The sequence below is a fragment of the Arthrobacter sp. 18067 genome, assembly GCF_902706295.1.
In the GTDB taxonomy this organism is placed as follows: domain Bacteria; phylum Actinomycetota; class Actinomycetes; order Actinomycetales; family Micrococcaceae; genus Arthrobacter.
Genome location: NZ_CACSJJ010000005.1, coordinates 141,906 through 166,548, shown reverse-complemented (window position 1 = coordinate 166,548; position 24,643 = coordinate 141,906). Strand labels below are relative to the sequence as shown.

The 24,643-nt window shown below is 59.9% G+C and carries 21 protein-coding genes and 1 pseudogene; 11 read left to right on the top strand and 11 right to left on the bottom strand.

Features of this window, described 5'->3' with window-relative positions; genetic code table 11:
* Positions 1-61 precede the first annotated feature (61 nt).
* Both GVL04_RS07060 and GVL04_RS07055 read left to right on the top strand, forming a co-directional pair.
* Entirely contained in the window at positions 62-931 is an 870-nt protein-coding gene (locus tag GVL04_RS07060; RefSeq protein ID WP_159701682.1) for a hypothetical protein, read from the top strand.
* Positions 932-1,013: 82 nt separating this feature from the next.
* A complete protein-coding gene (locus GVL04_RS07055) occupies positions 1,014-1,859 on the top strand; it encodes a M55 family metallopeptidase (protein ID WP_159701679.1) in 846 nt (281 codons plus the stop codon).
* A gap of 87 nt (positions 1,860-1,946) precedes the next feature.
* Here the strand turns inward: GVL04_RS07055 and GVL04_RS07050 are convergent, their stop codons facing one another.
* The 6 genes from GVL04_RS07050 to GVL04_RS07025 are packed head-to-tail and all read right to left on the bottom strand — an operon-like array spanning position 1,947 to position 8,034.
* Positions 1,947-2,750 (bottom strand): ABC transporter ATP-binding protein, encoded by an 804-nt coding sequence (locus GVL04_RS07050; RefSeq protein ID WP_159701676.1) that lies wholly within the window; start codon positions 2,748-2,750, stop codon positions 1,947-1,949.
* Positions 2,751-2,753: 3 nt separating this feature from the next.
* A complete protein-coding gene (locus GVL04_RS07045) occupies positions 2,754-3,644 on the bottom strand; it encodes an ABC transporter ATP-binding protein (protein WP_159701673.1) in 891 nt (296 codons plus the stop codon).
* 41 nt (positions 3,645-3,685) lie between these two features.
* Complete coding sequence (locus GVL04_RS07040) at positions 3,686-4,582, bottom strand: ABC transporter permease (RefSeq protein ID WP_159701670.1); 897 nt, start codon at positions 4,580-4,582, stop codon at positions 3,686-3,688.
* Entirely contained in the window at positions 4,579-5,514 is a 936-nt protein-coding gene (locus tag GVL04_RS07035) for an ABC transporter permease (RefSeq protein ID WP_159701667.1), read from the bottom strand. Before GVL04_RS07035 ends, GVL04_RS07040 begins: the two co-directional genes overlap by 4 nt.
* A 52-nt stretch (positions 5,515-5,566) precedes the next feature.
* Positions 5,567-7,129, bottom strand: a complete 1,563-nt coding sequence (locus tag GVL04_RS07030) for an ABC transporter substrate-binding protein (RefSeq protein WP_159701664.1) — start codon at positions 7,127-7,129, stop codon at positions 5,567-5,569.
* A 59-nt stretch (positions 7,130-7,188) separates the two neighbouring features.
* Complete coding sequence (locus GVL04_RS07025) at positions 7,189-8,034, bottom strand: M55 family metallopeptidase (RefSeq protein ID WP_159701661.1); 846 nt, start codon at positions 8,032-8,034, stop codon at positions 7,189-7,191.
* 548 nt (positions 8,035-8,582) lie between these two features.
* On the opposite strand from GVL04_RS07025, the gene GVL04_RS07020 reads away from it, so the two are divergent.
* A complete protein-coding gene (locus GVL04_RS07020) occupies positions 8,583-9,068 on the top strand; it encodes an Lrp/AsnC family transcriptional regulator (RefSeq protein ID WP_159701658.1) in 486 nt (161 codons plus the stop codon).
* An 89-nt stretch (positions 9,069-9,157) separates the two neighbouring features.
* On the opposite strand, the gene GVL04_RS07015 is transcribed toward GVL04_RS07020, so the two are convergent.
* From GVL04_RS07015 to pdhA, 3 genes are read right to left on the bottom strand one after another with little or no spacing between them, the layout of a single operon-like run.
* Positions 9,158-10,501: a dihydrolipoamide acetyltransferase family protein gene (locus GVL04_RS07015; RefSeq protein WP_159701655.1), complete on the bottom strand. Its 1,344-nt coding sequence runs from the start codon at positions 10,499-10,501 to the stop codon at positions 9,158-9,160.
* Positions 10,482-11,507: an alpha-ketoacid dehydrogenase subunit beta gene (locus GVL04_RS07010; protein ID WP_159701652.1), complete on the bottom strand. Its 1,026-nt coding sequence runs from the start codon at positions 11,505-11,507 to the stop codon at positions 10,482-10,484. The genes GVL04_RS07015 and GVL04_RS07010 overlap by 20 nt, the downstream gene beginning before the upstream one ends.
* Positions 11,504-12,652: a pyruvate dehydrogenase (acetyl-transferring) E1 component subunit alpha gene (gene pdhA / locus GVL04_RS07005; protein WP_159701649.1), complete on the bottom strand. Its 1,149-nt coding sequence runs from the start codon at positions 12,650-12,652 to the stop codon at positions 11,504-11,506. The genes GVL04_RS07010 and pdhA overlap by 4 nt, the downstream gene beginning before the upstream one ends.
* Before the next feature lie 219 nt (positions 12,653-12,871).
* On the opposite strand from pdhA, the pseudogene GVL04_RS24640 reads away from it, so the two are divergent.
* Positions 12,872-13,069, top strand: a pseudogene (locus tag GVL04_RS24640) (GNAT family N-acetyltransferase); the annotation flags it as partial.
* 222 nt (positions 13,070-13,291) lie between these two features.
* Here GVL04_RS24640 and GVL04_RS07000 read toward each other — a convergent pair.
* Positions 13,292-14,911 carry a CdaR family transcriptional regulator gene (locus GVL04_RS07000; RefSeq protein ID WP_159701646.1) on the bottom strand — a complete coding sequence of 540 codons (1,620 nt, stop codon included), beginning with the start codon at positions 14,909-14,911 and terminating at the stop codon, positions 13,292-13,294.
* Positions 14,912-15,153: 242 nt separating this feature from the next.
* Positions 15,154-16,047 carry a MurR/RpiR family transcriptional regulator gene (locus GVL04_RS06995; protein WP_159701643.1) on the bottom strand — a complete coding sequence of 298 codons (894 nt, stop codon included), beginning with the start codon at positions 16,045-16,047 and terminating at the stop codon, positions 15,154-15,156.
* An 89-nt stretch (positions 16,048-16,136) separates the two neighbouring features.
* Between GVL04_RS06995 and GVL04_RS06990 the strand changes: the two genes are divergently transcribed.
* From GVL04_RS06990 to GVL04_RS06960, 7 genes are all read left to right on the top strand, one after another.
* The gene (locus GVL04_RS06990; RefSeq protein WP_159701640.1) at positions 16,137-17,057 is read left to right on the top strand and encodes an ABC transporter substrate-binding protein; all 921 of its coding nucleotides are present in this window, start codon (positions 16,137-16,139) and stop codon (positions 17,055-17,057) included.
* 18 nt (positions 17,058-17,075) lie between these two features.
* A complete protein-coding gene (locus tag GVL04_RS06985; RefSeq protein WP_159701637.1) occupies positions 17,076-18,032 on the top strand; it encodes an amino acid ABC transporter permease in 957 nt (318 codons plus the stop codon).
* On the top strand, positions 18,029-18,793 hold the full coding sequence (locus GVL04_RS06980; protein WP_327785615.1) for an amino acid ABC transporter ATP-binding protein: 765 nt from the start codon (positions 18,029-18,031) through the stop codon (positions 18,791-18,793). Before GVL04_RS06985 ends, GVL04_RS06980 begins: the two co-directional genes overlap by 4 nt.
* A 223-nt stretch (positions 18,794-19,016) precedes the next feature.
* Entirely contained in the window at positions 19,017-20,222 is a 1,206-nt protein-coding gene (locus GVL04_RS06975; RefSeq protein ID WP_159701634.1) for a lyase family protein, read from the top strand.
* A 185-nt stretch (positions 20,223-20,407) separates the two neighbouring features.
* Positions 20,408-21,862: an aspartate ammonia-lyase gene (gene aspA / locus GVL04_RS06970; RefSeq protein ID WP_159701631.1), complete on the top strand. Its 1,455-nt coding sequence runs from the start codon at positions 20,408-20,410 to the stop codon at positions 21,860-21,862.
* Between the two features lie 47 nt (positions 21,863-21,909).
* Entirely contained in the window at positions 21,910-22,746 is an 837-nt protein-coding gene (locus tag GVL04_RS06965) for a CoA ester lyase (protein WP_159701628.1), read from the top strand.
* Between the two features lie 294 nt (positions 22,747-23,040).
* Positions 23,041-24,639: an ABC transporter substrate-binding protein gene (locus GVL04_RS06960; RefSeq protein WP_159701625.1), complete on the top strand. Its 1,599-nt coding sequence runs from the start codon at positions 23,041-23,043 to the stop codon at positions 24,637-24,639.
* The last annotated feature ends 4 nt before the right edge of the window (positions 24,640-24,643 follow it).

Genomic DNA, 24,643 nt, shown 5'->3' with positions numbered 1-24,643 from the left:
AAGGCAATTGTTGATCCTTACGGACAAAGCCAGGACGCCTCGATCGAACAAAGATTGAATCATGTCACTCAATCTCGACGCCCATGCTTCTGCTGAGCGCGCCCAGGTCAATGCTACTTCTGCAGCGGCCAAGGCCAACGTCCGAATCGTCGACGAGCACGACCGTGAGAGGCTCCAAGACATCGAAGGACTGCTCGTGGCCATATGGGGAATGTCGCCACACGGAGCACCCATTCCCTTTGACCTGCTCCGCAGCATCTCCCACGCCGGGTGCAACGTCTCTGCGGCCTACACCCCGGAAGGAGTGCTCTGTGGCGCGGCAGTGGCCATTGTCTCGCCCGAGGGGTCCACGTATTCGCTGATAGCCGGGGTCCTTCCCGGGATTGCGGACCAAGGTGTGGGTTTCGCCCTCAAACAACACCAAAGGGCGTGGTCTCTGGCACGCGGCATCGAAACCATGACATGGACCTTCGATCCCTTGGTCAGCCGGAACGCGCGCTTCAATCTGTCCAAACTTGGTGCTGTGACTTCCGAGTACGAGAGGAACTTCTACGGTGCAATGCAGGACGATATCAACGCCAACGACGAATCGGACAGGCTCGTTGTGGTCTGGCCGTTGAGCTCAGACCGGAGCGTTAGATGCAGCGAGGGCCTCGTAGACGACGTCAATCTGCCGCAAGAGGCGCTGAATAATGCTCTGGAATATGGACCCGACTCCAAGCCCGCGCTAGTGCAATTGGACGGAAACCTCTGGTGCCGTGCACCCCGGGACATCGTCGCACTTCGGGGATCCGACGCCCGGGAAGCGGCGATGTGGCGGTTGCAGCTCCGCGAAATCTTGGAATCTGCTTTCGCGTCCGGCTACATCGCGTCAGGAGTCACCCGCACTGGCTGGTACAAACTCGCACCTGCAGCAACCGTCCTTCAGTAACTGAACACTGTATCCGCTGCGCTACTATGACGCGCACCGGCTGACCTCCGCTGCACTGCGCAGCGCCCACGAAGGAGACCGCATGAAGGTATACATTTCTGTTGACATGGAGGGGATCTCCGGGGTTGCGACCTACGACCAAATTATTCGTGGTGGTACCGGCTACCCCCGGGCACAGGCCCTGATGACGGCCGAGACCAACGCGGCCGTGGGAGGCGCCTTCGAGGGCGGGGCAACCGAGGTCTTGGTCAACGACAGCCACGGGACAATGAACAACCTCCTGCACGAGGACCTCGACCCCCGGGCACGTGTCATTTTCGGAAATCCCACAGCCTTCTGCATGGCTGAAGGGCTGACGGCAGACTTCGATGTTGCTTTCTACATCGGATATCACGCTCCAGCAGGTGTGGAAGGCCTGCTGGCCCATAGTTTTTCGGGCCTCTTTACCAGTTTCAAGCTCAATGGTGAGATCGCCTCAGAGGCATCCATCAATGGCCTCTTCGCAGCTACCCGCGGCGTCCCCGTCGGTTTGGTTACGGGCGACGACGTCATCTGCGATATCGCAGAGCGCGAGTTCCCGGGTGTACTGACTGTTCCCGTCAAGATTGCCCACGGGTTCCAGGCCGCCAACAGCCTGTCCCCCACCTACGCCCGCGCGGCCATCCGCAAGAGTGCGCGTGCTGCTGTCCAAGGCATCGAGAAGACCCGGCTACTGCCTGTACCTGACCAGCTCCGGCTCGAGATCGGTTTCCAGAACCCCTTGGCCGCCGAGTTGTTGGAAGCCGTTCCCGGTGTGTCGAGGGTCAGCAACCTGGTAATCGCCAGGGAGGTCGAGTCTGCCGAGGAGCTCTTGGGGATGATCGGGACCACGTACGAGTTGGCAGCAGTTGCCGCGAAAACGATGTTCCTCCGCGAATCCCTGCGATAGCGTCCACCTCGTCGTTAAAGACCTCTGCAGGAGCCGGATCCGGCTCCTGCAGAGGTCTTTAACATCCCGGTTGATACCACTCAGGAGCTAGTATCGGATCCGCGGAATCGAATTAAGAAGCGTCCGGGTGTACTGATCCCGAGGTTCAGTAAATAGACTTTCGGTGTCCCCGTCTTCGACGATGTTGCCGTGGTACATCACTGCAACGTTCTCACAAAGATTCCGGACCACTGCCAGATCATGGGCGATGAACAAAACAGACAACCCAAGTTCGTCCCTCAGGTCCGCCAAGAGATTGACGATGCCGGCCTGCACGGACACGTCCAAGGCAGATACGGCCTCGTCAGCAACCAACAACGAGGGCTCCAGTGCCAAGGCTTTCGCGATAGCCACCCTTTGGCGCTGTCCTCCGGACATGGAAACCGGGTAACTGTCCAGTGCCCTGGCCGGCAGCTGGACCTGGCCCATCAGATCAAGGCATCTCCTACCGACGTCCCGCGATTCCACGATCCTGTGAACCCGCAGCAGCTCGGCCAAGGACTGACGAATAGTCATTCTGGGATCCAACGACGAGTACGGATCCTGAAACACCATCTGGATATGGCGTCTCTGCTCTTTGGTTCGCCGGACAGGCAACTCTTCACCGTTGAAAACCACGGTTCCTGTGAAAGAACGCTCCAAAGCTGTCAGAACGCGGGCCAGAGTGGATTTGCCGGAGCCTGATTCGCCTACCACCCCGTGGATTGTTCCCCTGGGGACGCTGAGGCTGACGTCGTTGAGGGCGACGATCTTGCGTCGGCCACGACCCCGACCTGTGGAGAACTCGACGCGTATGTCCCGCATCTCCAGGATGTTTTCGGAAGCCGGCTGCGCAAGCTTGGTTGTGGACATCTGCTAGTGCTCCTCAAGGATCGAATGGGAGTCCGGCGCATGGTCCGCTATCCGCATCGCAAATGAATAGTCTGCCGGCCTGTCTCGCAGCGCCGGTGTGGTCCCGGGTATCGATCGAAGCCGTTGACCGGGTTCGTCAATACTCGGCGTAGCGGCCAGGAGGGCGCGCGTGTAGTCTTCCCGCGGATTTCCCAAGACCTCCGCCGCGCTTCCGGATTCAACCAGTCGGCCCGCGTACAGGACGCTGATCGAGCTGCAGAGTTCGGAGACAACAGCCAAGTCATGAGTGACGTACAAAATGCCGGCGTTGAGCTCAGCCCGCAGTCCATCAAACAGGGCCAGGACCTGTGCCTGCACGGTCACATCCAGTGCGGTTGTTGGTTCGTCACAGAGAATCAGCTCGGGTTCGCAGGCCACACTGGCGGCGATCATCACACGCTGCCTCATCCCTCCGGACAGCTGGAATGGATAGGCGTCCACCCGCAACTCCGGGCTGGGTATCCCCACCAACCCCATCATGTGGATGGCGTACTCCCGGGCCTGCTTTCGGCTCCAGCCCTTCCGTTGGGCGATACCGTCCGTTATCTGGGTGCCAACGCGGGCAATTGGATTCAGAGCCACGGCGGGTTCCTGGAACACCATTGATATGCCCGTGCCACGGACCTTCCGGAAGTTCCGGCCGTTGTTCGCAAACAAGTCCGTGCCATTAAAGAACGCGCTGCCACCGCTGACGCGGGCGTTGGAGGGCAGCAAACCCATGAGCGAACGGAGGGCCAGGCTCTTTCCGGAACCCGATTCCCCCACAAGGCCATGGGCTTCCGCCCGCTGGACCGTAAACGAAACGTCCTTCAGCGCAGCGTAATCACGGCCTTGGATGGACACATCAACGCACAATCCCTCCACCTTCAGAAGAGGCTGCCGCCCTGACACGACGCTCATCGCTTTGCTCGCAGGGCATTGGCGATCCCGTCGCCCAGGAACGTGAGCGAGAGGCTGGCGAGAATAACCGCTGCACCCGGAATCAACACAAGTGAGTAGTTTCCGGAAGCCAGGAACTGTTGGCCGTCGCTGATCATTTGTCCCCAATCAGGAGTCGGCGGGACGATGCCCAACCCGAAGTAGCTCAGCGTAACGATCACACCGATGTTGGATACGACGTCGCTCATGGCGAAAACGATTGCTTGCGTCATCGTGTTGGGCAGGACATGCCGGATCACGATCCGGGCGTTGCTAAGTCCGCCGGTCTCGCAGGATTGAATGAAGTCCCTGCCCCTGACCACCAGCGTTTCGGCACGCACTATCCTCGCGTAGGAAACCCAGCTCACAATGCTGATCGCCAGGAAAATACTCATGGGCCCGTTGCCGAAGACGAAGACCAGGGTGATGACCAGGACAAAGAACGGGAAAGCCGAAACAACATCGGCGATCCGCATTATCAGTGTGTCGAACCAGCCACCAAAGTACCCGCAGAGCGCGCCCACAACGGTCCCCAGGACAAAGGGAAAGAGAACGGCCATGACCGCAATGCCCAAGTCGCTGCGGGCACCGAAAAGGAGACGGCTCCAGGTGTCCCGGCCCAGGTTGTCTGTTCCGAGCGGGTGCGCTGCGGTTGGCCCCGACAAGGCATTGGCCAAGTCCTGGGCCGTCGGGTCATGGGGGGTCAGGAGCGGGGCAAACACTGCAGCCAAGACCATTGCACCGAAGATAACGCCTCCGATGAGGAGTTCGACGTTTGATCCGCGGCCCCACGGCCGTATCCGGAAGCGCCACGGAGGTTTGCTCCCGCCGAGTCCGGCTTGGCTTGCTGTTTGGGGAAGAAGCGTCTGTGTCATGCCAGTCTCGCTCTCGGGTCAAGTAGGGCATAGGACAGGTCGGTGACGAGGTAGACCACAACCACGATTCCCGCGAAGACAAGGGTGGTGGCCTGGACTACGGGGAAGTCCCGACCGAGGATTCCGGCCAACATGAGGCTTCCCATTCCCGGAATGGCAAACACCTTTTCCACCACCAAGGCCCCGCCGGCAAGCGCACCGGCTTGGATTCCCAGGATGGTGACCCCGGAAATGCTGCCGTTGCGGATGGCGTAGGCAGCCAGCACCGTGGCTGGCCTAAGGCCTTTGGAGTGGCCGAAGGCAACGAAGTCGCTTTGCAGGGCATCAGTCAGGGAGGCCCTCAAGCTGTTGAGCAGCATGGGCACGATCCCCAAGGCAATGGTCAGAGCCGGCAAAACGAGGGAATACAGGTGTTCCGCCGTTGTGCTACCGTAGCCACCCACCGGGAACCACCGCAGCTTGAGGCCAAAGATGATCACCAGCAGGGTTCCAGTTAGGAACGCTGGAGTTCCTTGCACCACAGCGCCGAAGATACGCACCCCAATGTCGGCGCCGCCCCGGCCCCGGACTGCAACCCAGGTTGCGAGGGGAAGGGAAATGACGACGGCGAACGTTACCGCCATGAGCATGAGCAGGAGCGTTGTGGGCAGTCTTTCGGCGAGCAGCGAGACGATGGGCGAGCGGTATTGGAACGACGTTCCCAGGTTGCCTCCCACTAGATCCATGAGGAAATGCCAATACTGCACTCCCAGAGGCTGGTCCAAACCCCACTCGGCCCGAAGAGCCTGAACTGCCGACTCGGAGGCCTTATCCCCCAGGGTTGCTCGGGCCGGATCTCCCGGAGTGGCATGGACAAGGATGAACGTCGCCGTGACGACTCCCCAGACCACGAGTGCAAGGAGGCCCAGCCGGCGGACCAGGAACCGAGTCATTTGTCCTCACCTGCCCCAGCACGTGTCCGTGCTGCCAGCTGGTTACCTGGTGCTATTTCGACAGCCATGTGTTGACCAGGTTGTAGTTGCCGGTGATGGACGGCTGGAAACCGTGGACCTTATCGCTGTAGCTGTAGAGCATGGGCTGGTAGAGCAGCGGCACCAGGGGCTGGTCGTCGTTGACCTTCTCCTGGATTTTGGAGTAGATCTTTACTCTCTCGGCCTGGTCGCTGAGGCTGGCCGCTTGTGTTGCCAGATCGGCGACTTCCGGGTTGTCATATCCTGTGTACAAGGCATTGGAGCCACCGGACTTCACTACGATGAACTGAACCAACTCGTCGGGGTCTGTGATGTCGGTTGTGGCGCTGCTAATGGCCATGTCATAGTCCATTGATTTCCGCGTCGCACGCAGCGCCCCTGGCTCCATCTGGTTGATGGTCAGTGTGATTCCTATTTCCGAAAGCTCACCCTGCAGGATTTGAGCAGTGGTCAATTGGGTTACGTTGCCACTGGCTACCAGAATGTCCGCGCTGAAACCATCTGGTTTGGAGGACAGCCCCATCTCTTTCTTTGCTTCTTCGAGGTTGAACTGTTTGCCCTTGACGTTTGCGTCATAAGCCCAGTAGGTGGGGCTGAGGAAGGAACCCGCCGCAGTTCCCTGGCCGAAGTGCGCGGCTTTGAGTATCGCTTCGCGGTCAATGGCATGGGCGATGGCCCGCCGCACGTGGACATCCGTGAACGGGGCCCTGGTGTTGTTGAGCGATAGGAAGCTGGTGTAACTGCTATCGAATGCTGAGACTTTCAGTCCCGGCGTTGTTGACAGCGCGGCATAGCTGCTCGCCGCAGGCGTCTGATTAATGGTGATCTGGCCACCCTGTAGCTGCGTCGCGCGCGTGTTCGCATCCGCCACGGCAACGAAAGTTACGGCATCAAGATATGGGCGGTCTGCACCCCAGTAGGACGTGTTTTTGACGAGTTCCAGCTGCTGCCCTTTGGTCCAGCTCTTCACCCTAAACGGCCCCGATCCCACGGGAGCTTTGGCGAACTCTTCCCTGGACTTTCCGCCGTAATTTGCCGGCACTATGGAATTTGCAAAAAGAGCCAACACCGACGGCAGGGGCGACCACGCTGTCTTCGTCCGGACCACCACGGTCTCCGGGGAAGGAGTTTCCACGGCGGCGATTTGCTCATTCAGGAAACCGGATGGCAGATCTGGATCCGAAGCGGCGTCCAGGGAAAACTTCACATCTGCAGAAGTCAGCGGGGTACCGTCCGAAAAAGTGGCACCGGACCGCAAAGTGAACGTCCACGCAAGCTTGTCCTCGGACTGGACCCAATCCGTGGCCAGGGACGGCTTGAGGCTCTCCCCGTCCACCGAAGGAACAATGAGTGTGTCGTAGATTTCTTCGACTGTCCAAATGGATTGGTTGTCGGAAGCATCGACTGGCATCAAAGTCATCACGTCCAGTTCGCGGGCCATGACAAGATGCCCACCAGCCTGAGGAATTCCATCCCCATCCGAGGATTTGGACAGATCGGGAGAGCACCCCACCAGAAGCAGGGATGCGATGAGAATCGAGGCGGCCAACGATGGCAGCCACTTGTTTGGAATCATTGTTTGTCCTCAATAAGGGCTTGGGTCCAGTGGTGAAATACTTCTAGTTCCGCAGGGTCTCAGGACTTGCTGACGGCCGAGTAGATTGTTCTGGCCGCGACGCCCGCGAGCTTGTAACTGGTGGCAATCATCCCCAGCAGTTCTTCTGTTGAATCCAGCTCCCTCGAAATTGACAGGTTGCTGGTGCGAATTACCCCGGGCACCGCTTCCACGAGTTCAGCGGCCAAGGCTGTCTGGAAACCAATCTCCAGATGAATACGATCCGGGACTGGCAGAAGACGCATTCCTCCAACCCCGCGTACAGCAGCAGCGGAACTTTCACGGATCCGCTTTCGAGCCTCTTGTGGGGATAGGCTGTTGGCCGCCATGACTCCCCGGGCTTCCTTCACCTGTACGGTCCGGACCCCGGGGAACGTGCTTTGAGCAATGCCGCAGATAACGTCGTCACCGGTGACGAGGCCAACAGGCACGCCCCTCGTGGCTGCAAACATTGCATTAACGGATGCTTCGGATGCGACCTCACTGTTGACATGGAAGCTGGCGAAGTAGCCGGAAAAGGAATGCGCCAGAACACCTTCGGAGCCGGCTGGCGCGTGATAGCCGACGTACAGTGCAACGTCAAAATCCGGAGTAAGACCTTCAGCCATACAAAACGCTTTTGGGGAACCGAAGATCACGCGCGCCCGTGGATCCAGTCGCTCGTGGAGAAGGTTGTCCATGGTCCCGTGGCTGTCGTTGACCAAGACCTCAGTGGCACCGCCGTCGAAGGCCCCTTCGATGGCAGCGTTGGTTTCTGCTGTCATGAGCAGCTGGGCGCGATGATAACCACTTCCTCCACGAATGATCTGGTCATAGGTCGCGATTCCAGAGATTCCCTCCATATCGACCGAAATATAAACCCTCATAGTGAGACTCCTTTGACGGCCGCAGCCGCGTTGCTGGTGGTTCCGGTCGATCCGTCGATCGGAACCTCCTTTTGTGGGATGTCGTTAGAAATGAGTCCCGATAGCTTCCACGACCGCAAGGAGTCATTGACAGCTATTTGGTCCTCGTCGGACAACACGGGGACAGGGGCTATTCATTGGGCGCAGTGACTTCCAGCGGGAAGGCTAGGGGCTGGATCAATTCCTCAACGCCCACCGGATCCAGGTGGAAAGTAGCCTCGATCAATGGCGTTTGCGACGTCCAGTACATCCGGCATGGTCGGCCCTCCCGCCTTCGTGGTGGGTTACCTGCAGTGCCGACGCGCCACGGGTTCTAGTTGCCATAGAGCAGCTCTCCTCGATGTCTTATCGAAGATTACGCGGCCGTAGGCGCGTCCCCTTGGTGCCAGAGGCAGAGCTGGAAGCAATTCCTTCGGCCTTTTGGACAAAGAAACAGGCGCGATTGTAGTGAGTGCCGACCCTGAACTGGAATACTTGACGATCGTCATAGGACTGATACGTTAGCCGTCATGCCCAATCTGGATTCCCGCGCAGTGCAAACCTTCGATGCAACAGACAAGGCCGTCTTCAGGGCCCTCGACGACGATCCCCGGGTCCCGATCCTTTTTCTGGCGAAGAGGTTAGGCCTGGCTCGCGGCACTGTCCAGGCACGACTCGAACGGAAGCTGGTTGCGGAATGTCTTCGCCCGCACAGCACCCGAATCACCCCCGACTCGCTGGGGCTACCCATATCGGCCCTCGTCACAGCAGAAGTCGAGCAGTCTTCACTAGCCGCCGCCGTTGAGGCCCTTCGCACTATCCCGGAAATCATCGAGGTCTACGGAATGGCAGGAGAAGCTGATCTCGCCATCAGGGTAGTTGCGCGGGACACCGAAGACCTGTTCCGGCTTGGCCAGCAGATTACAGACTGCACAGGAATCAGGCGGACCACCACGTCCCTGCTGCTAAAGAAGCTTGTACCGTACCGCATCAGCCAACTACTGGACGAGGGCTGATTGCACAAACGATGAAAGCGGATCGCCCCCATTCCATTGGAGCGATCCGCTTTCTTGTTCAGTTATTTCGTCTCCGCAAATGCCCTGCGTCAGGCCATGGCAATGGCCATGCTGGGGTCCGAAATGATGGAACCCACGTCAGCCAGGAATCTGGAACCCTGCTCACCGTCCACCAAGCGGTGGTCGAAGGAGAGGCTCAGAGTCATTACACTTCGCAGGGCGACATCCCCTTGGTGCACCCACGGCCTCTGCCTGACCGCTCCAACGGCCAAAATGGCCGCTTCTCCGGGGTTGAGGATCGGTGTTCCCGCATCTATTCCAAAGACGCCGATATTGGTGATCGACATTGTGCCGCCGGAAAGCTGAGCCGGGCTCGTCTTCCCGGCGCGGGCCACGTCGGTCAATTCGCTCAAGGCGGTTGAAAGCTGCGTCAGGGACATCCCGTCGGCGTCTTTGATGTTCGGTACGGTGAGGCCGCGCGGTGTTGCGGCCGCGATTCCGAGGTTGACGTAATTGAATTGAACGATTTCCTGTCGGGCTTCATCCCACCTGGAGTTCAGTGAGGGATTGCGATGCACGGCGAGGAGGACCGCTTTCGCGACGAGCGTGAGGGGCGTCAGCTTGTAGCCGGCGTACTCCCGGCTCCCCCTGAGCCTGGCCAACAACTCGATCCCGTTGGACACGTCGACAGTCAAGAACTCCGTGACGTGGGGAGCCGTGAAAGCGCTCGAAACCATGGCAGAAGCGGTGTGCTTCCGGATGCCCTTGACCGGCATCCTGGTCTCCCGTGGCGCTGCGGCCTCTGGCTGCGGCTCCCGCTCCTGGTTGAACGCCGAGATCGCTGTGGCTGCGTGAACGTCGGCGCGGGTGACCAAGCCTCCTGGACCGGTCCCTGGAATGGCACCCAAAACCAGGCCCAGGTCACGTGCCAGCTTTCGGACAGGCGGGGTAGAACGGGGTCGTTCCAGAGTGCTGGCAGATGAAACTGCAGCGGAGGCAGGACTGTCGCCGGTTGTTGGAGGCGCAGAACCATTCGCCTTACGCGCTCTCCGCTGCGGCCTTCCCCTTTTCTCTGCCTCAGCCCCGTATCCAACCAGGTTGGGCACGCGTTTACCTTCGTCATCGCTCGGCATTCCGGCAACGGAAGGGTCCTCGGAGCCGCGAGTGAGATCGCCTGAATCGCTTGGAAGCTCAAAGGAGACGATTGTTGAACCTACCTCCACAACAGTGCCCGGTTCTTCGTGGAGGATCGCGATGGTGCCCGCGTATGGAGACGGGAGCTCCACCACGGCCTTGGCTGTTTCAACCTCTGCGATCACCTGATTCAACGTGACGATGTCTCCGACCGACACTTTCCATTGGAGAATTTCGGATTCGGTCAGGCCTTCGCCCAGATCCGGCAATCTGAATTCCTTAATGGTCATCGCGGTCACGTTCCCAGGCCGAAAGGGAGTTTTGGCGGCCCAGCGCCCGGTCCACTCCGTCAAGAATCCTGTCCAGATCCGGCAGGTGGTGTGATTCCAGCTTCGAGGGCGGATAAGGAATGTCAAAACCTGTAATCCGCACCGGGGGTGCTTCCAGGTAGTTGAAGCAGCGCTCGGTGATGGTGGTGGCGATTTCGGCTCCCAAGCCGCCCGATTGGGAGGCTTCGTGCGCGATCACCAGGCGGCCGGTCTTCCGGACGGAGGTTTCAACCGTGTCGAAGTCGATGGGAGACAGGGACCGGAGGTCAATAACTTCCACGGACACGCCGTCGTCGGCAGCGGCAGTGGCGGCGTCCAAAGCCGTTCGCACCAGCGGACCGTAGGTGACCAAGGTGATGTCGCCGCCGCGGGTCACCACCTGCGCACTCCCCAGGGCAAGTCCGTTGCCCGGCTCGGGGTGTTCGGTCACTTCGCCTTTGATGTGGTACCGGCGCTTCGGCTCGAAGTAGAGCACAGGATCATTCGAAGCAATGGCTTGCCGGAGCATGGAATACGCGTCCTGGGGGTTGGACACAGCGACGACGCGCAGACCGGAAGTATGGGTGAAGTAGGCCTCCGGTGACTCGGAGTGGTGCTCGGGCGAACCGATCCCACCGCCGAACGGCACCCGAATGGTGATGGGCATGGTGACCTTGCCCTGGGTCCGGTAGTGCAGCTTCGCCACCTGGCACACGATCTGGTCGAACGCGGGGTAGATGAACCCGTCGAACTGGATCTCTACCACGGGGCGGTACCCGCGATACGCCAGTCCAACGGCGCATCCCATGATTCCGGCTTCGGCAAGGGGCGTATCGACCACGCGATGGCTTCCGAAGTCTTTCTGGAGCCCGTCAGTTACGCGAAAGACTCCACCCAGCTTGCCGATGTCTTCTCCCAGGAGGATGACTTTCGGGTCATCCTCCAATGCCTTACGCAAGCCAGCGTTGATCGCCCGGCCAAAGGTCATGGTGCTCATTGGTTTGTCCCTTCAACGTGGTCAGCTGCGAAAGATTGGAGGTAGCGGGCGTAGTTTTCCTTTTGGGTGTCCAGCGCTAAATTCGGCTCGCTGTATACGTGGCTGAAGACATCCATGGGTGCGGGGGCCGGCATGTTGATGCAGGCTTCGCGCATCTCCCTGGCTACAGCGTCTGCTTTTGCTGTGACGGACAATTCGAGTTCCGGAGTGAGGACTCCCCTGCTCTTCAACAGGGCCTCAAGCCTGGAGATCGGGTCTTTGGCAGCCCACTGATCCATCTCTGCCTTGTCCCGGTACCGGGTGGGATCGTCCGCCGTCGTATGCGGTCCCATACGGTAGGTCACTGCTTCGATGAACGTAGGTCCCCCGCCTGTCCTGGCTCGGTGCATGGCCATCCGCGTGGCTGCCAGGACGGCGAGAACGTCATTGCCGTCCACGCGAATCGAGGGGATGCCAAAGCCTGGAGCACGGGATGATATGTGAACGCGGGCCTGCAAGCCCACGGGCTCCGAGATTGCCCACTGGTTGTTCTGGCAGAAGAAGATGACGGGCACTTGAAAACTGGCCGCAAAAACCATGGCCTCGTTGACGTCGCCCTGGCTTGTTGCGCCATCGCCGAAATAGGTCAGTGCAACAGCGTCGCTGTCGTCGTTCTTGATGCCCATGGCGTAGCCGGTCGCGTGGAGTGACTGTGCGCCGATGATGACCTGCGGCGTGGCCATGTTCAGCTCATAGGGGTCCCATCCTGAGTGGGCGTTGCCACGCCAAACACGAACGATGTCCCCGAGGTTCACCCCCCGGCAATATGCCACGCCGTTCTCCCGGTAGCTGGGGAACACGAAGTCGTCCTCACGAAGCGCGCGGCCGGATCCGATCTGGGCGGCTTCCTGCCCCAGGAGTGGCGGCCAGAGGGCGAGCTCGCCTTGGCGCTGGAGGTACGTGGCCTCCGTGTCAATCCTCCTGATGACCACCATGTCTTGATACAGCGAGGCAAGCTGCTCATCCGAAACGTCCAACACCCATGGGTCGAATTCCACGTTCTCCCTGCGCCGACCGTCAGGAGCGATCAACTGGATGAAGTTGTCTCCCTCGGAATCTGGAAGGTCGTCGTGACCTGTTGAAAGGCTCAGCTCATCTACTAGCAAGGTTCACACACCTTTGTCATGTCGTCTTAGGCAGCGGTCGGAGCTGGTCCCCCTGAACCGCGCGGATGGGCACGGGCGCCTTTCGTGTGACGGTACTCACGCCCACTAACGCGGCACAACATCGCCTTTCACCGTTGAGCATGGTGCCTACTTGAAGGGCTACGTTGACGGGATTTCTGGACACGGTGCCGCAAGAATTTCGATGGCGAGACTGCCCCAATCGAAATTCGCCCCGCAAACGGTGTTCGACGACGTGAAAGCCATGGAGGGCCCAAAAATCCTGACGCCAACGTGTGCTGGTGCCGGAGTTACGGGTTCCCGTCCAAACTGAACAATGAACTCCACAAGCAGGAGCGGGGGGAGTTCGTGAAAAATCTGGTCACTGAGGACCCGCCGCCCGGGGTTTTGGCGTACGACTGGATCTCGAAGGACTCACCCAATTAGGTGACAACGGATCCTCTTTCTGCCGGGTGATGAGGCCAGCGGTCCCCTAGTGCCGGTACCGGCGTAAGGGCTGGCTTCACCCGCTCGTTCTTGCCCTGTGAGGGGTGCCGTGATTGGTTCGGTGCCGCGGTCTTGAGTAATTCGACCGGAGCGCCGGTCGAAAAGGTTTATGGGGCCAGCGAACCGCCAATGGTTTCAGTCAATCATCTCTGCATTGATCTCCTGCAGCCGCAGCTGCAAAGCGAGCGCCAGCCGCACGTCTGGGTCTTCGATATCAACGACTTCAGCCAATCGGCGTAGACGATGCCTCAAGGTGTTGGGGTGCAGCACCAGTGCCTCCGCTGCACGGGCGACGTCGTAGTGCGCCGCGATCCAACTGCTGAGTGTCCGGACGTAGTCGGTGCCCTGCCGACTATCGTGATCGGCGACTACGGAGAGCGGTTCGGCGTCCAAAGCAGACTGCGACTGCAATGCGTCAAATACCTCAAGAAGGAACAATGACGCGCCCAACTCTTGATGTTTACCGATCTCCCCATGGCCAAATGGCCCACTCACCACACCGAGTGCCTGCTTTGCTTGGGCGAATCCGGCAGGCACGTCAGCCACGCTTTCCAGAGTGCGGCTGATCCCTGCCCGCCAACCACCTCCAACACTCTCCTCAGACCGAGCCAGCACTGTGGTGGTAATCGATTGCAATACTGGCGACTCAGCTGCTGTTCCGATGACAGCAACCATCTGGCCGTCGAGGGATCCGACCGCGGCCGGAATCCGGTAGGAGGACAGCGCCATCCGCAGCAGAACGCTGACATGTACAGCGGCCGATGCCGCCGACATCCCCCGTGAATGGGTCGAGGGGTTCTCGTCCCGGCCGATCACCACTACTGTCGCAGCGGCGTCAAAGCGCAGACCGAGCGACTCAGCAATCCTCCGTCTCGGTCCGGTTCCGCGGAACAACTGCCCCAACCGCTCCGCCCGCTGCCGCCGATCTGCGTCCGCAGCGACGTTGAGTTTGGCCAAATGCGGAGCAGCCAAGCGAGCGCCTTCGGCCAGCACCTCTGGTGCTTTAGCGCTTATAGGGTTCTCGCCCTCTATCACCCAGATGCTGCCCAGTGGTTCGCCGCCGTCGCGGACGGCGATTGCCAGTCGAGGCCGGAAATCGAGTTGGTCACGGATCCAGATCGCCGTTTCAGCGCGCAAGACAACCGAGTAGTCCTCAGCATTCGTCGGGTGATCCGGTACCCGCCTCCCAAGGATTCCATCCCGCCGCAGATCATCGACCACTTGGCCTGGAATCGTCGAGTAGGCCAGAACCCGCATGGACAAATCCTCGATCGCCACGGCACCGCCTGCCCGCAAAGCAATGTCATTGGCCAGCGAGAAAAGGTCGGCAGCCCGGTCATCCTCTTCGAGCACCGGACCGGTAACCGCACGCAATGCGTCGATCAGCATATACAGCTGACCCCAGGAGAGCTCTTCGCTGCACTCCAGCAGCGTCACTCCGGCGCGATTGGCTGCCGTGGTCATCGGTTCAGGGTCCGCCGCGCTGGCACGCACCACTACCGCAGCGACGTGTGCATCCACGGCCCAGTTGAGTAGATCCACGCTGGGTCGGCCGGGAACTAGCAGGACGGCATCGGTCAGCTCAACGTGAGCCTGGTCTGTGTCATGGATCGACGGCGAACCGATTACTACCGAGGGGCCGTGCGGCAGCGCCAAAGGGCGTACTACGTCGGGGCCCAAGGTGTCGAGCAATACTCCAACGGTGATGCCATCCCAAGGCATCACCGCATCGTTGACCTGGTCAACTGAGTTCATCGACGGCGGTGTCCTCTCTTGATAAATAGCATGTTGGGCCGCAGAGGCGGGTGTACTGAGGCTACCAAAGGGCGGGTGCCGCTCTAGGAAATCGAGCCGGATGCCGCTCCTTGGAGGTGTTGCACGAACGCGGGGTTCGAACCTCAGCCCCGAGTAGTTCAAGAGGCTCGTGGCCTCGGCTATTGCGGGTCGCTACTCGGGCGATGGGGATGAAGTTTGAAACCGGCGTTCCCTTCAGCCAGTTAGTCGTCCGAAGAAGTAAGCCCAAGTCGCCGTGATCCGATCGACTCCGTCGAGAAGGCGCCGCGTACTTCGTTGATGACTTCCCAGGTGGAGCGTGCGCGATCGGGGTTGGACACTGCGACGCCAAGGAGCAGTGCGTCCAAGACCAGGAGCAGGGCCAAGTTCTCGCTCACGGTGAATCGCTGCGATGACGGCAAGGTCAACACGTGATCGACCATCGCGCGCAGCTTCTCGCCCAACACCTCGGTAATGAGGATGCAATGCGCACCAACAGCCGATGCCCTGCTGAGTACCACATCGATTTCGTGTAGATGAAGCAGCGGTGCCAGCACAACAACGGCGCTCCCTGGCTGAAGCCTCGAGAGAGAATCTGCCAAGAGGTACCCCGACTGGACAACGCTGGTCGCTGAGGAGCCCAGCCGAACCATGCCAAGGGCCGCGTACTCGGCCATCGTCCCTCCGGCACCCCACCCGAAGAAGGTGATGACGTCGGCGTCAGCGAGGAGCTTCACGGCGGCCAGGAACTCATCGTGGTCGGCGCTTCGCATTTCCCCCATCAGGTCGGTGGCGTCGTGAAGAAGTGAATCGAGAACAGACTTCGGGTCGGCACTGACACGAGTAAAGCGGTCTTCCCACCGCGTTCGGCGGTCGTAGTGGCCAGCCAAGCGTTCACCGATGTCCTTCCGGAGACCGGGCAGGCCAGCGTATCCCAGCGTTTGGACCGCGCGGACGACCGTTGCGGTACTGGTTTCAGCGGCCTCTGCAATCTCAGAGGCCGTAGCCATCAGCGCCCGCTCCGGATGCTCCACCAGGAACCGCGTAACGCGGAGAGCCGCGGGCGACATGCTCTCCCGGTTAGCTTCCAAACGCTCTTCGATCGATATTGAATTCATGAAATCTCCATTACATCTATTGACACTTCAGTGTAACGCGGATTACATTTGGGGGGTAGACATCCCCACTCATGAAAGGTCGCATCGCCGTGTCCTTACACAAGAAATCTGTCGCTGTTACCTTGGCTTCCATCGTCGCACTGGGCCTGAGTGCATGTGGCCCAGTCGTTGACAATGCCGCATCAAATTCAAGCGAATCCGGTGCAGCCTCTTCGGAGCTTACTGCCCTTCCAGAGGTCAAGCCCGTTGCTGAGCTGGCGGCGCGCGTCCCCCAGGATCTGCGCGACTCCGGTTTCACCGTGGTCACTAACCCGCATAGCCCGCCCATGACCTACGTCGCTGAAGACGGCAAAACCTTGGTCGGATTTGATCTGGACATGGCCCGCGCGATCGGGAAGGTGCTCGACGTCAAACTCGAAACAACCGAAGCCGGTCTCGACACCATCATTCCCGGCCTGGCCGCCAACCGGTACACCATGGCTCTGGCGACCATCGGAGTCACCCCCGAACGTCAGAAGAGCATCGACTTCGTCTCCTATTACAAGGGTGGCCAGGGATTCCTGGCGACTAAGAAGACAGACTTCGAAATTACCAAGCTCGAAGATCTCTGCGGACGCCGCGTGGCAGTCAGCGTGGGTTCCGTCCAACAGACTGCGTTGGCCGACAGTGCAGGCATTTGCAAAGCCGCAGGGCTTGAAGACTACACAGTTCAGCCCTACCCGAATAACAACCAATCAGTGCTTGCCATCAGCAGTGAACGTGCCGACGTCATGTACGCCAGCATTTCCATCGTGGGATACAGCGCAAAGCAGAATCCCGACGTCAGAGTGGCCGGCGTATACAAGCGCACGACCGTCGCCGCCGCCCTGCCTAAGAACTCAGCACTCACTCCGGTCGTACACGCAGCAGTGCAGCACCTCATGGACGACGGCACCTACACAAAGATCCTCAAGAAGTGGGGGCTTGAGGACAACGCCATCCCCACCGCCGAGATTAACCCGGCTAAGTAATTGAAAGTGAACTCTCTAATGGCTTCTCAACAGAGCACTGACCTGAAAGCTGTCACTTCCGGCTACAAGGTCCAACCGCTCCGCCACCCTTCACGTTGGGTGGGCGCAATCGTTGTCCTTCTGCTCACACTCATCGCCGTGAACTCCATGGTCACGAACCCCCGGTTCGAATGGGACGTGGTTGCAAAGTACCTCTTCAGCACTTCGATCCTCAACGGAATCCTGAACACCATTAACCTGACGATCACCTCAATGGTCATCGGCACCGTGTTCGGAGTGCTCTTGGCAATCTGTCGGCTCTCCCCCAACCCCATCATGTCAGGGGCCGTCGGAGCGTACGTGTGGATCTTCAGGGCAACGCCTACCCTTGTACAGTTGCTGTTCTGGTACAACTTGGGCGCTTTGTACCCCGAACTCGGGATAGGCATCCCAGGCGGCGAGATGTTCTTCAGCATGTCCGCCAATGACGTCATCAGCCCGTGGACCGCAGCCCTGCTGGGTTTGTCCCTGCATCAGGCGGCCTACACGGCCGAGATCGTCCGGGCAGGAATCGTTTCAGTAGACTCGGGCCAGCGCGAAGCAGCGACAGCGCTGGGGATGCCTCCCCTGATGACCCTTCGCCGAGTCATCCTCCCCCAGGCAATGCGCGCAATCATCCCTCCCATGGGCAACGAAGTCATCAGCATGATGAAGACAACGTCTTTGGTAAGCATTATCGCGGTCCCAGACCTGCTTAACTCCGCACAGACCATCTACGCACGGACCTACCAAACGATCCCCCTGCTCATCGTGGCCACCTTCTGGTACCTGGTGCTAACAGCAGCACTCACCGTACTGCAGGGCATGCTGGAACGACGCTTCGGACGCGGCAACACCCGCACTCCAAGTTCCTCGTCTTCCCTCATTAAATGGATTCAGACACGCGCCGGAAGAAACTCCACCCTCACGGCCGTACGAACGGAGCGTAAACGATGAGCACCCCCCTGGTCCGCGTAGCGGGCGTCCGCAAAGCATTCGGTCACAACGAAGTACTCAAAGGCATCGATTTCACCGTCGAGTCAGGACAGGTTGTCTGCCTTATCGGCCCGTCCGGTTCCGGCAAGAGCACCATGCTTCGATGCATCAACCACCTCGAAACAATCGACGGCGGAGAACTCACCGTCGACGGCGCACACGTCGGCTACGAACTTCGCGGCAATGTTCTCCATGAAATCAAGGAATCAGAAGCCTGCAGGCGACGGACCGAGATCGGCATGGTGTTCCAGCAGTTCAACCTCTTCCCTCACATGACGGTCATGGAAAACCTGATCGAAGCACCAACCCGGGTGAAGAAGGAAAAGCGCTCCGTGGCAAAGGCCCGCGCGATGGACCTGCTCCGACGGGTCGGGCTGGAAAACAAAGCCGAGGCGTACCCACGACAGCTCTCCGGCGGTCAACAGCAACGCGTCGCTATAGCCCGCGCCCTGGCCATGGAACCGAAGCTGATGCTCTTCGACGAGCCCACATCCGCGCTGGACCCCGAACTGGTCGGCGAAGTGATCCAGGTGATGAATGACCTCGCCCGTTCCGGCATGACCATGATCGTTGTCACCCACGAAATGGAGTTCGCCCGCGCAGCAGCCGACGTCGTTGTTTTCATGGCCGATGGGTGGATCGTCGAACGGGGTACCCCTGATGAACTGCTCAACAACCCCCAGAACGAACGGACCAAAGCCTTCCTCGCCCGAGTCCTATGAGATGAGCCAGCAACCTCGCTAGGTTCACCGCCTCTGGTGACGTCGTCATCTTCAAACAAATACCCACTACACGGAAGCTGCCCCGCTCAACATTCATCACTGAGCAGGATAGCCATCCGCATTGGCGACGCCCAAGCCCTTAGTCGAGCGCGCCGCCATCCAATCGAAAGGCAAGAAAGTGTCAGACCCGACCACCAATGTGCAGTCCCCCCTTTGGGGCAAAGTGACATCGCTCGCACTCCAGAACTCGCCGGCACTCGGGCTTCGGCTGTATCAGCTCCCCGATTTCATCAAGGCATTCGCCGAAGTGAAACTGGCGGCAGCACGCACCAACTGCCGGTTGGGGCTCCTTGACACGACCCGTACCAACGCAATCTCCAAAGCCGCCATCGAGGTCGCCGAGGGAGGGCTTCTGGAACAGTTCCAGCTGCGGGTCGTCGCCACCGGCGGCGGAACGTCAACAAACATGAACGTCAACGAAGTCCTGGCCACCAGAGCGATGCAGCTCCTACCGGCCGAAACCTCGCTCACCATTCATCCCAATGATCATGTGAACCGGTCGCAATCCTCCAACGATGCCTATCCGACAGCGGCGAGGATCCTACTGGCCCGGCAGGCACTCAATGTTGCCGCAGCCCTGCGAAGCCTGGCAGGCAGCTTCTACCGGCTGGCCGAACGACACGCAGGCCTGGAGCGGATGGGACGCACCGGCTGGCAGGACGCTGTCCTGGTCTCCGTGCCCGAAATCCACAGGGCACAAGCCCTCGTAACGGAGCGCTTCGCAGATCAATTCGACGTTGCAGCCCAAACCCTCTTCGCTGTTCCTCTCGGTGGGACTGTTCTGGGTACCGGCGTGGGCGCACCGGCAGGCTTCGCCTCGGAAGTTGCAGCTGAACTGGCGACCGTCACCGGGCTGCCCCTATATTCCAGCCCAAGCCTCATAGACGCGTTCGCGCACGCCGACAGATACTCAGTCCTTGCCGACACCACCGCCCGCTATGGCTCGATCCTGTACAAACTCTCCCACGACCTCCGGGTCCTGAGCTCAGGACCGAACGGCGGACTGTCGGAGCTCATCCTGCCGAAACTCCAGCCCGGTTCCTCGATCATGCCGGGAAAAATCAACCCTGTCGTGCCCAGCATGGTCGGCCAAGTCAGCTTCTCGATACGAGCAGCAGCAACGACAGTCAGCCTGGCCGTCGCCGGCGGTGAACCAGATTTCAATTCGAACACACCCTCCATCGTGGCTTCGTTGTCCCCTGCTCTTACCGAGCTGATCTCCGTGCTCCCGGTCCTTCAGGAAAAATGCGTTGAAGGCCTGGAATGGAACGAGGAACGCCTCGCCGCCCTCGCAGCGCTCCCCTTCGACGCTCGGATTACTCAAGCAGAACAATCCGGGTACGACGCAATAGCAGGCCTTCCCGCCTAAACCACCCACAGCGGGGATCTCCCCGGGCCCGCCCCCAAATTCAGCCTGTCCCGGCTGAATTGGGAGGCCAGCACCAGCTCCGCCGTGAACCCAAAGCTGCCGGAGGCCATCAGCCCCCAAGATGGTCTCCGGCAACCCCACTACCCGAGAGCCAGCCCAGCTGGCTGAGTGAACCGAGCACTGACATGACCACGCATCCCGACGCCGCACCGACACCAACGACCGGACCCAACGGGCGGCAGGAGACTGACTTCCTCGGCACCAGGAATGTCCCCGATTCTGCCTACTGGGGAATCCAAACGCTGCGTGCCGTTGAGAACTTCCCCATCACAGGCACCGCCATCTCTTCCTACCCCGTCTTCGTCAAGGCTTTGGCCCAGGTCAAGCACGCAGCTGTACTCGCCAATTTCGACCTCGGGCTGATCAGCCCTAGTAAGACGAGCGCTATCACTAAAGCGTGCGCCGAAATCGAAAACGGTCGGTTCATCGACCAGTTTGTCGTTGACGTCATCCAGGGTGGCGCTGGTACGTCCACGAACATGAATGCCAATGAGGTCATAGCAAACCGCGCTCTGGAACACCTCGGTCTGCCAAAGGGCCAATACATCGCCATTCACCCGAACGGCGATGTGAACATGGGACAGTCCACCAACGACGTCTACCCCACTGCCTTGCGGATCGCTGCCATCCATGGTGCCCGGGAATTACTGGCCGCCATGGACCACCTTCGCCACTCCTTCGAACGCAAAGCCGAAGAATTCACCGACGTCCTCAAAGTCGGGAGAACGCAGCTTCAAGATGCCGTTCCGATGACGCTGGGACAAGAGTTCAGCACCTACGCGGTCATGATCGGGGAAGACCAACTGCGCGTCCAAGAAGCCGCAACACTCCTGCACGAAGTCAATCTGGGAGCCACAGCCATCGGCACGGGAATCAACACCCACCCCGATTACGCCGCCCTTGCCTGCACCTATCTGCGCTCGATAACGGGTCTGCCGGTTGTGACAGCGGCGAACCTCGTCGAAGCTACCCAAGACTGCGGATCCTTCGTCCAGTTCTCCGGAACCCTCAAGCGTGTAGCGGTGAAGCTGTCCAAAATCTGCAATGACCTCAGACTCCTCTCCTCCGGTCCTCGCGCTGGTTTCAACGAAATCAACCTCCCACCACGCCAGGCCGGGTCAAGCATCATGCCCGGCAAAGTGAATCCCGTGATCCCCGAAGTTGTGAATCAGGTCGCCTTCGAAGTAATCGGCAACGACCTGACCGTCACCATGGCCGCTGAATCGGGCCAACTCCAACTCAACGCTTTCGAACCAATCATCGGCCGGTCCCTGTTCGCGAGCCTCACCCACCTCACCGCGGCTTGCACAACACTGGCCAGCCACTGTGTAGACGGTATTACCGCCAATACCGAGTTTCTTCGGTCCCAGGTCGAAGGAAGCATCGGAATTGTCACCATCCTGAACCCCTTCATCGGCTACGACGCCGCCACCTCCATTGCCCGCACTGCACTGGCCACCGGCCGCAGCGTGACCGACATCGTCCTGGAACGCCAACTGCTGACCAAGGGACAACTGGATCAATTGCTCCGTCCCGAATATCTGACCCACCCCCAGCCTCCCACCAAAGCCACCGTTTAGGACCAATGATGCTCACGGATTCAAAGACAACTCAACGGTCTTCGCGCATGTTTGTCAGGAACACTCGTGCCGCAAATCTGCCAGCCAACCTCTCCCGTTCTTGGCTGCTGGCGTCGGCATCCCGGGAATGTGATCTTCATGCCGCGCTGGCCTCCGAAGCCGATTCCGTCGTATTCGACCTTGAAGACGGTGTACCCGAGGCCGGCAAGGCCGCCGCCCGGGAAAGGGTAGCTGTCGCGTTGGATAACGGCGCGCAGGCCTGGGTCCGGATCAATACTGAAGGGACCAAGGACTGGGCTGCAGACCTTGAGGCCGTAGCCGGCCAGCCCGGACTCCGAGGCGTCATGCTAGCCATGACCGAAGAACCCCACCAGGTGGTCCAAACGTCCCTGCAGCTCCCTTCCAAGACGCCCGTCATCGCACTCGTTGAGACTGCGTTGGGCGTAGATAATGCATCAGCGATTGCCCGCGCTCCTGGGACCTTTAGGCTCGCCTTCGGCATCGGCGACTTCCGCAGAGACACGGGCGCATCCGATGACGCCATGGCGCTGGCCTATGCCCGTGGACGGCTAGTCGTTGCCTCACGGGCTGCAGGGCTACCAGGGCCAATCGACGGCCCCACCGTAGATGCGAAAGGAAGGGATCTGGAAACTGCTTGTCGGACAACACTTTCAATGGGGATGACGGGTAAATTATGCCTTGCCGCTGGCACCTCTCCCACGATCAACGCCGCGTTGGCCCCTAGCTCTGCCGACATTGCTTGGGCTGCAAGCGTGCTCAAAACACACTCCCGAGGTAGAACAGACAGCATAGACGGCTCATATCTTCCCATGCTGGCAAGAGCGCGTCGGATCAGCGACCTCGCGAGTTCTTACTACCCGTAATGAGTCCTGACTTCAAGCCCGGCACCGACAGCTTTGTCGGCTCTTGACTGATCACATTATCTAAACGCTGAAGTAACCACGTCCCCTTCATTCACTCGCTGGCCACCCGTTGGTGCCGTACCCCCTGGCTTCCGTTGTGCCATGTTCGCCTCAGAAACCGTTAGCGGATCCGCCGACATCAAATGGCAGTGTTTGTCGGATCAACCAATGGATTCAGCGGCCGCCCGAGGAAGGGTTGTCCGGAGGACTTACGGCGCCGGCGCACGGTCGGTTGCCTGGAATTGTGGAGGAACTATGAATCGTAGACTTGTTACGGTGCTCGCGCTGATGGGCAGTGCCGCCCTCGCGCTGAGCGCTTGTTCGGGTGAAGGCTCGGCGGGCAGCGGCGGAGATGAGCTGGCCAAGGATGGCAGTTTCTCCATGGCTCTTGATTCCGATCCCGGCACACTCAGCCCTCTGATGACAGTGTCGACGTCGGCAAGCCGAGTTATTAACTACCTATACGACCGAATGGTCTTCGTCGACCCTGCCTCGGGGGCCGTCAAGCCCTGGTTGGCGGAATCCTGGAGCGAGCAGCCTGGTGAAGTGGTATACACGCTCAAGAAGGGCATCACCTGTTCCAGCGGCGAGCCCCTGACCGCGCAAACTGTCGCTGATAACTTTACCTTCGTGGCCGACAAGGCGAACAATTCACCCTTGCGAGGTTTCTCTGTGCCCGGTGACCTTGTTGCCACAGCCGACGACACCACCGGGACGGTCACTCTCAAGACCCCTACACCATCACCCTTCATGCTGGTCAATACCGCCTCGATCGGCATCCTGTGCCAGTCAGGTTTGAAAAAGCCGGATGCCGTGGCGACGGAATCTGATGGCACTGGCCTGTTCACCTTGGCTGAAGTCGTGCCGAACGATCATTACACCCTCACCCGCCGCGCAGGTTACAGCTGGGGCCCTGACAACCAGACAACGTCGGAGACGCTTGGCGTGCCCAAGGAGGTCACTTTCAAGGTCATCACGAATCCGAGCACTGCCGCCAACCTGCTCCTCTCAGGCGAGCTGAATGCAGCAGTGATTTCCGGCGCCGATGAGGACCGCTTGGCCTCGGCAGGACTGGCGACGCTGAGTACCGACCGCCCCATGGGCGAAATGTTCTACAACCAACTGACAGGAAAACCGGCGTCCGATCCTGCCGTCCGGCTGGCCCTGACCAAAGCAGTCGATATTCCCAACCTGGCCAAGATCATCACTGCGGACAAGGGCGCAGTCAGCAAACAACTCTCCGGCGTTTCCCCGGTGGGGTGTCAGATGGAAACCACCGGAGCGCTTCCCAAGCCGGACTTTGATGGCGCGGCCGCTGCGCTGACAGCCGCCGGGTGGGTCCCAGGCGCCAACGGAAAGCGGGTCAAGGACGGCAAGGTCCTGGAACTGGCGTTCATCTACAACAATGCGACCGACACCTCGAATGCCGCTGCAGAATTCGCGCAGCAGCAGTGGACTAAGTTGGGGGCCTCTGTGTCCATCAAGGGTGGGGACGAGAATTTTATGATAGAGCAGCTCCTCAGTGGCAAACACAACGCCGACTGGGACATCGCCTGGGAAAACGTCAACGTCTCCGTTCCCAGCACCATCGTGCCCTTGATCTCTGGCCCGGCCCCAGGTGAAGGGCTTAACTTCGGTTCAATCCGCAATGCTGGCTACGAATCAAGTGTAGCGAAGGCCTCCGCCCTCACGGGCGAACAGGCGTGTGCCGCCTGGGGAGAGGCTGAGAAGTCCCTCTTCACCTCCGCTGATGTAGTTCCTTTTGCTTCCGCCCCGTCCACCACTTACCTACATAAAGCGTCGGCAGTGTTCGACACGTTGGCCAGCGGCCCCCTTGTCCGGGTCAAGAGGTAGGCGA

Bases quoted from the DNA above. Each gene is read 5' to 3' on its own strand.
- GVL04_RS07060 (WP_159701682.1), top strand. From the start codon at position 62: ATGTCACTCAATCTCGACGCCCATGCTTCTGCTGAGCGCGCCCAGGTC.
- GVL04_RS07055 (WP_159701679.1), top strand. From the start codon at position 1,014: ATGAAGGTATACATTTCTGTTGACATGGAGGGGATCTCCGGGGTTGCG.
- GVL04_RS07050 (WP_159701676.1), bottom strand. From the start codon at position 2,750: ATGTCCACAACCAAGCTTGCGCAGCCGGCTTCCGAAAACATCCTGGAG.
- GVL04_RS07040 (WP_159701670.1), bottom strand. From the start codon at position 4,582: ATGACACAGACGCTTCTTCCCCAAACAGCAAGCCAAGCCGGACTCGGC.
- GVL04_RS07035 (WP_159701667.1), bottom strand. From the start codon at position 5,514: ATGACTCGGTTCCTGGTCCGCCGGCTGGGCCTCCTTGCACTCGTGGTC.
- GVL04_RS07030 (WP_159701664.1), bottom strand. From the start codon at position 7,129: ATGATTCCAAACAAGTGGCTGCCATCGTTGGCCGCCTCGATTCTCATC.
- GVL04_RS07025 (WP_159701661.1), bottom strand. From the start codon at position 8,034: ATGAGGGTTTATATTTCGGTCGATATGGAGGGAATCTCTGGAATCGCG.
- GVL04_RS07020 (WP_159701658.1), top strand. From the start codon at position 8,583: ATGCCCAATCTGGATTCCCGCGCAGTGCAAACCTTCGATGCAACAGAC.
- GVL04_RS07010 (WP_159701652.1), bottom strand. From the start codon at position 11,507: ATGAGCACCATGACCTTTGGCCGGGCGATCAACGCTGGCTTGCGTAAG.
- GVL04_RS07000 (WP_159701646.1), bottom strand. From the start codon at position 14,911: ATGAACTCAGTTGACCAGGTCAACGATGCGGTGATGCCTTGGGATGGC.
- GVL04_RS06995 (WP_159701643.1), bottom strand. From the start codon at position 16,047: ATGAATTCAATATCGATCGAAGAGCGTTTGGAAGCTAACCGGGAGAGC.
- GVL04_RS06985 (WP_159701637.1), top strand. From the start codon at position 17,076: ATGGCTTCTCAACAGAGCACTGACCTGAAAGCTGTCACTTCCGGCTAC.
- GVL04_RS06980 (WP_327785615.1), top strand. From the start codon at position 18,029: ATGAGCACCCCCCTGGTCCGCGTAGCGGGCGTCCGCAAAGCATTCGGT.
- aspA (WP_159701631.1), top strand. From the start codon at position 20,408: ATGACCACGCATCCCGACGCCGCACCGACACCAACGACCGGACCCAAC.
- GVL04_RS06965 (WP_159701628.1), top strand. From the start codon at position 21,910: ATGTTTGTCAGGAACACTCGTGCCGCAAATCTGCCAGCCAACCTCTCC.
- GVL04_RS06960 (WP_159701625.1), top strand. From the start codon at position 23,041: ATGAATCGTAGACTTGTTACGGTGCTCGCGCTGATGGGCAGTGCCGCC.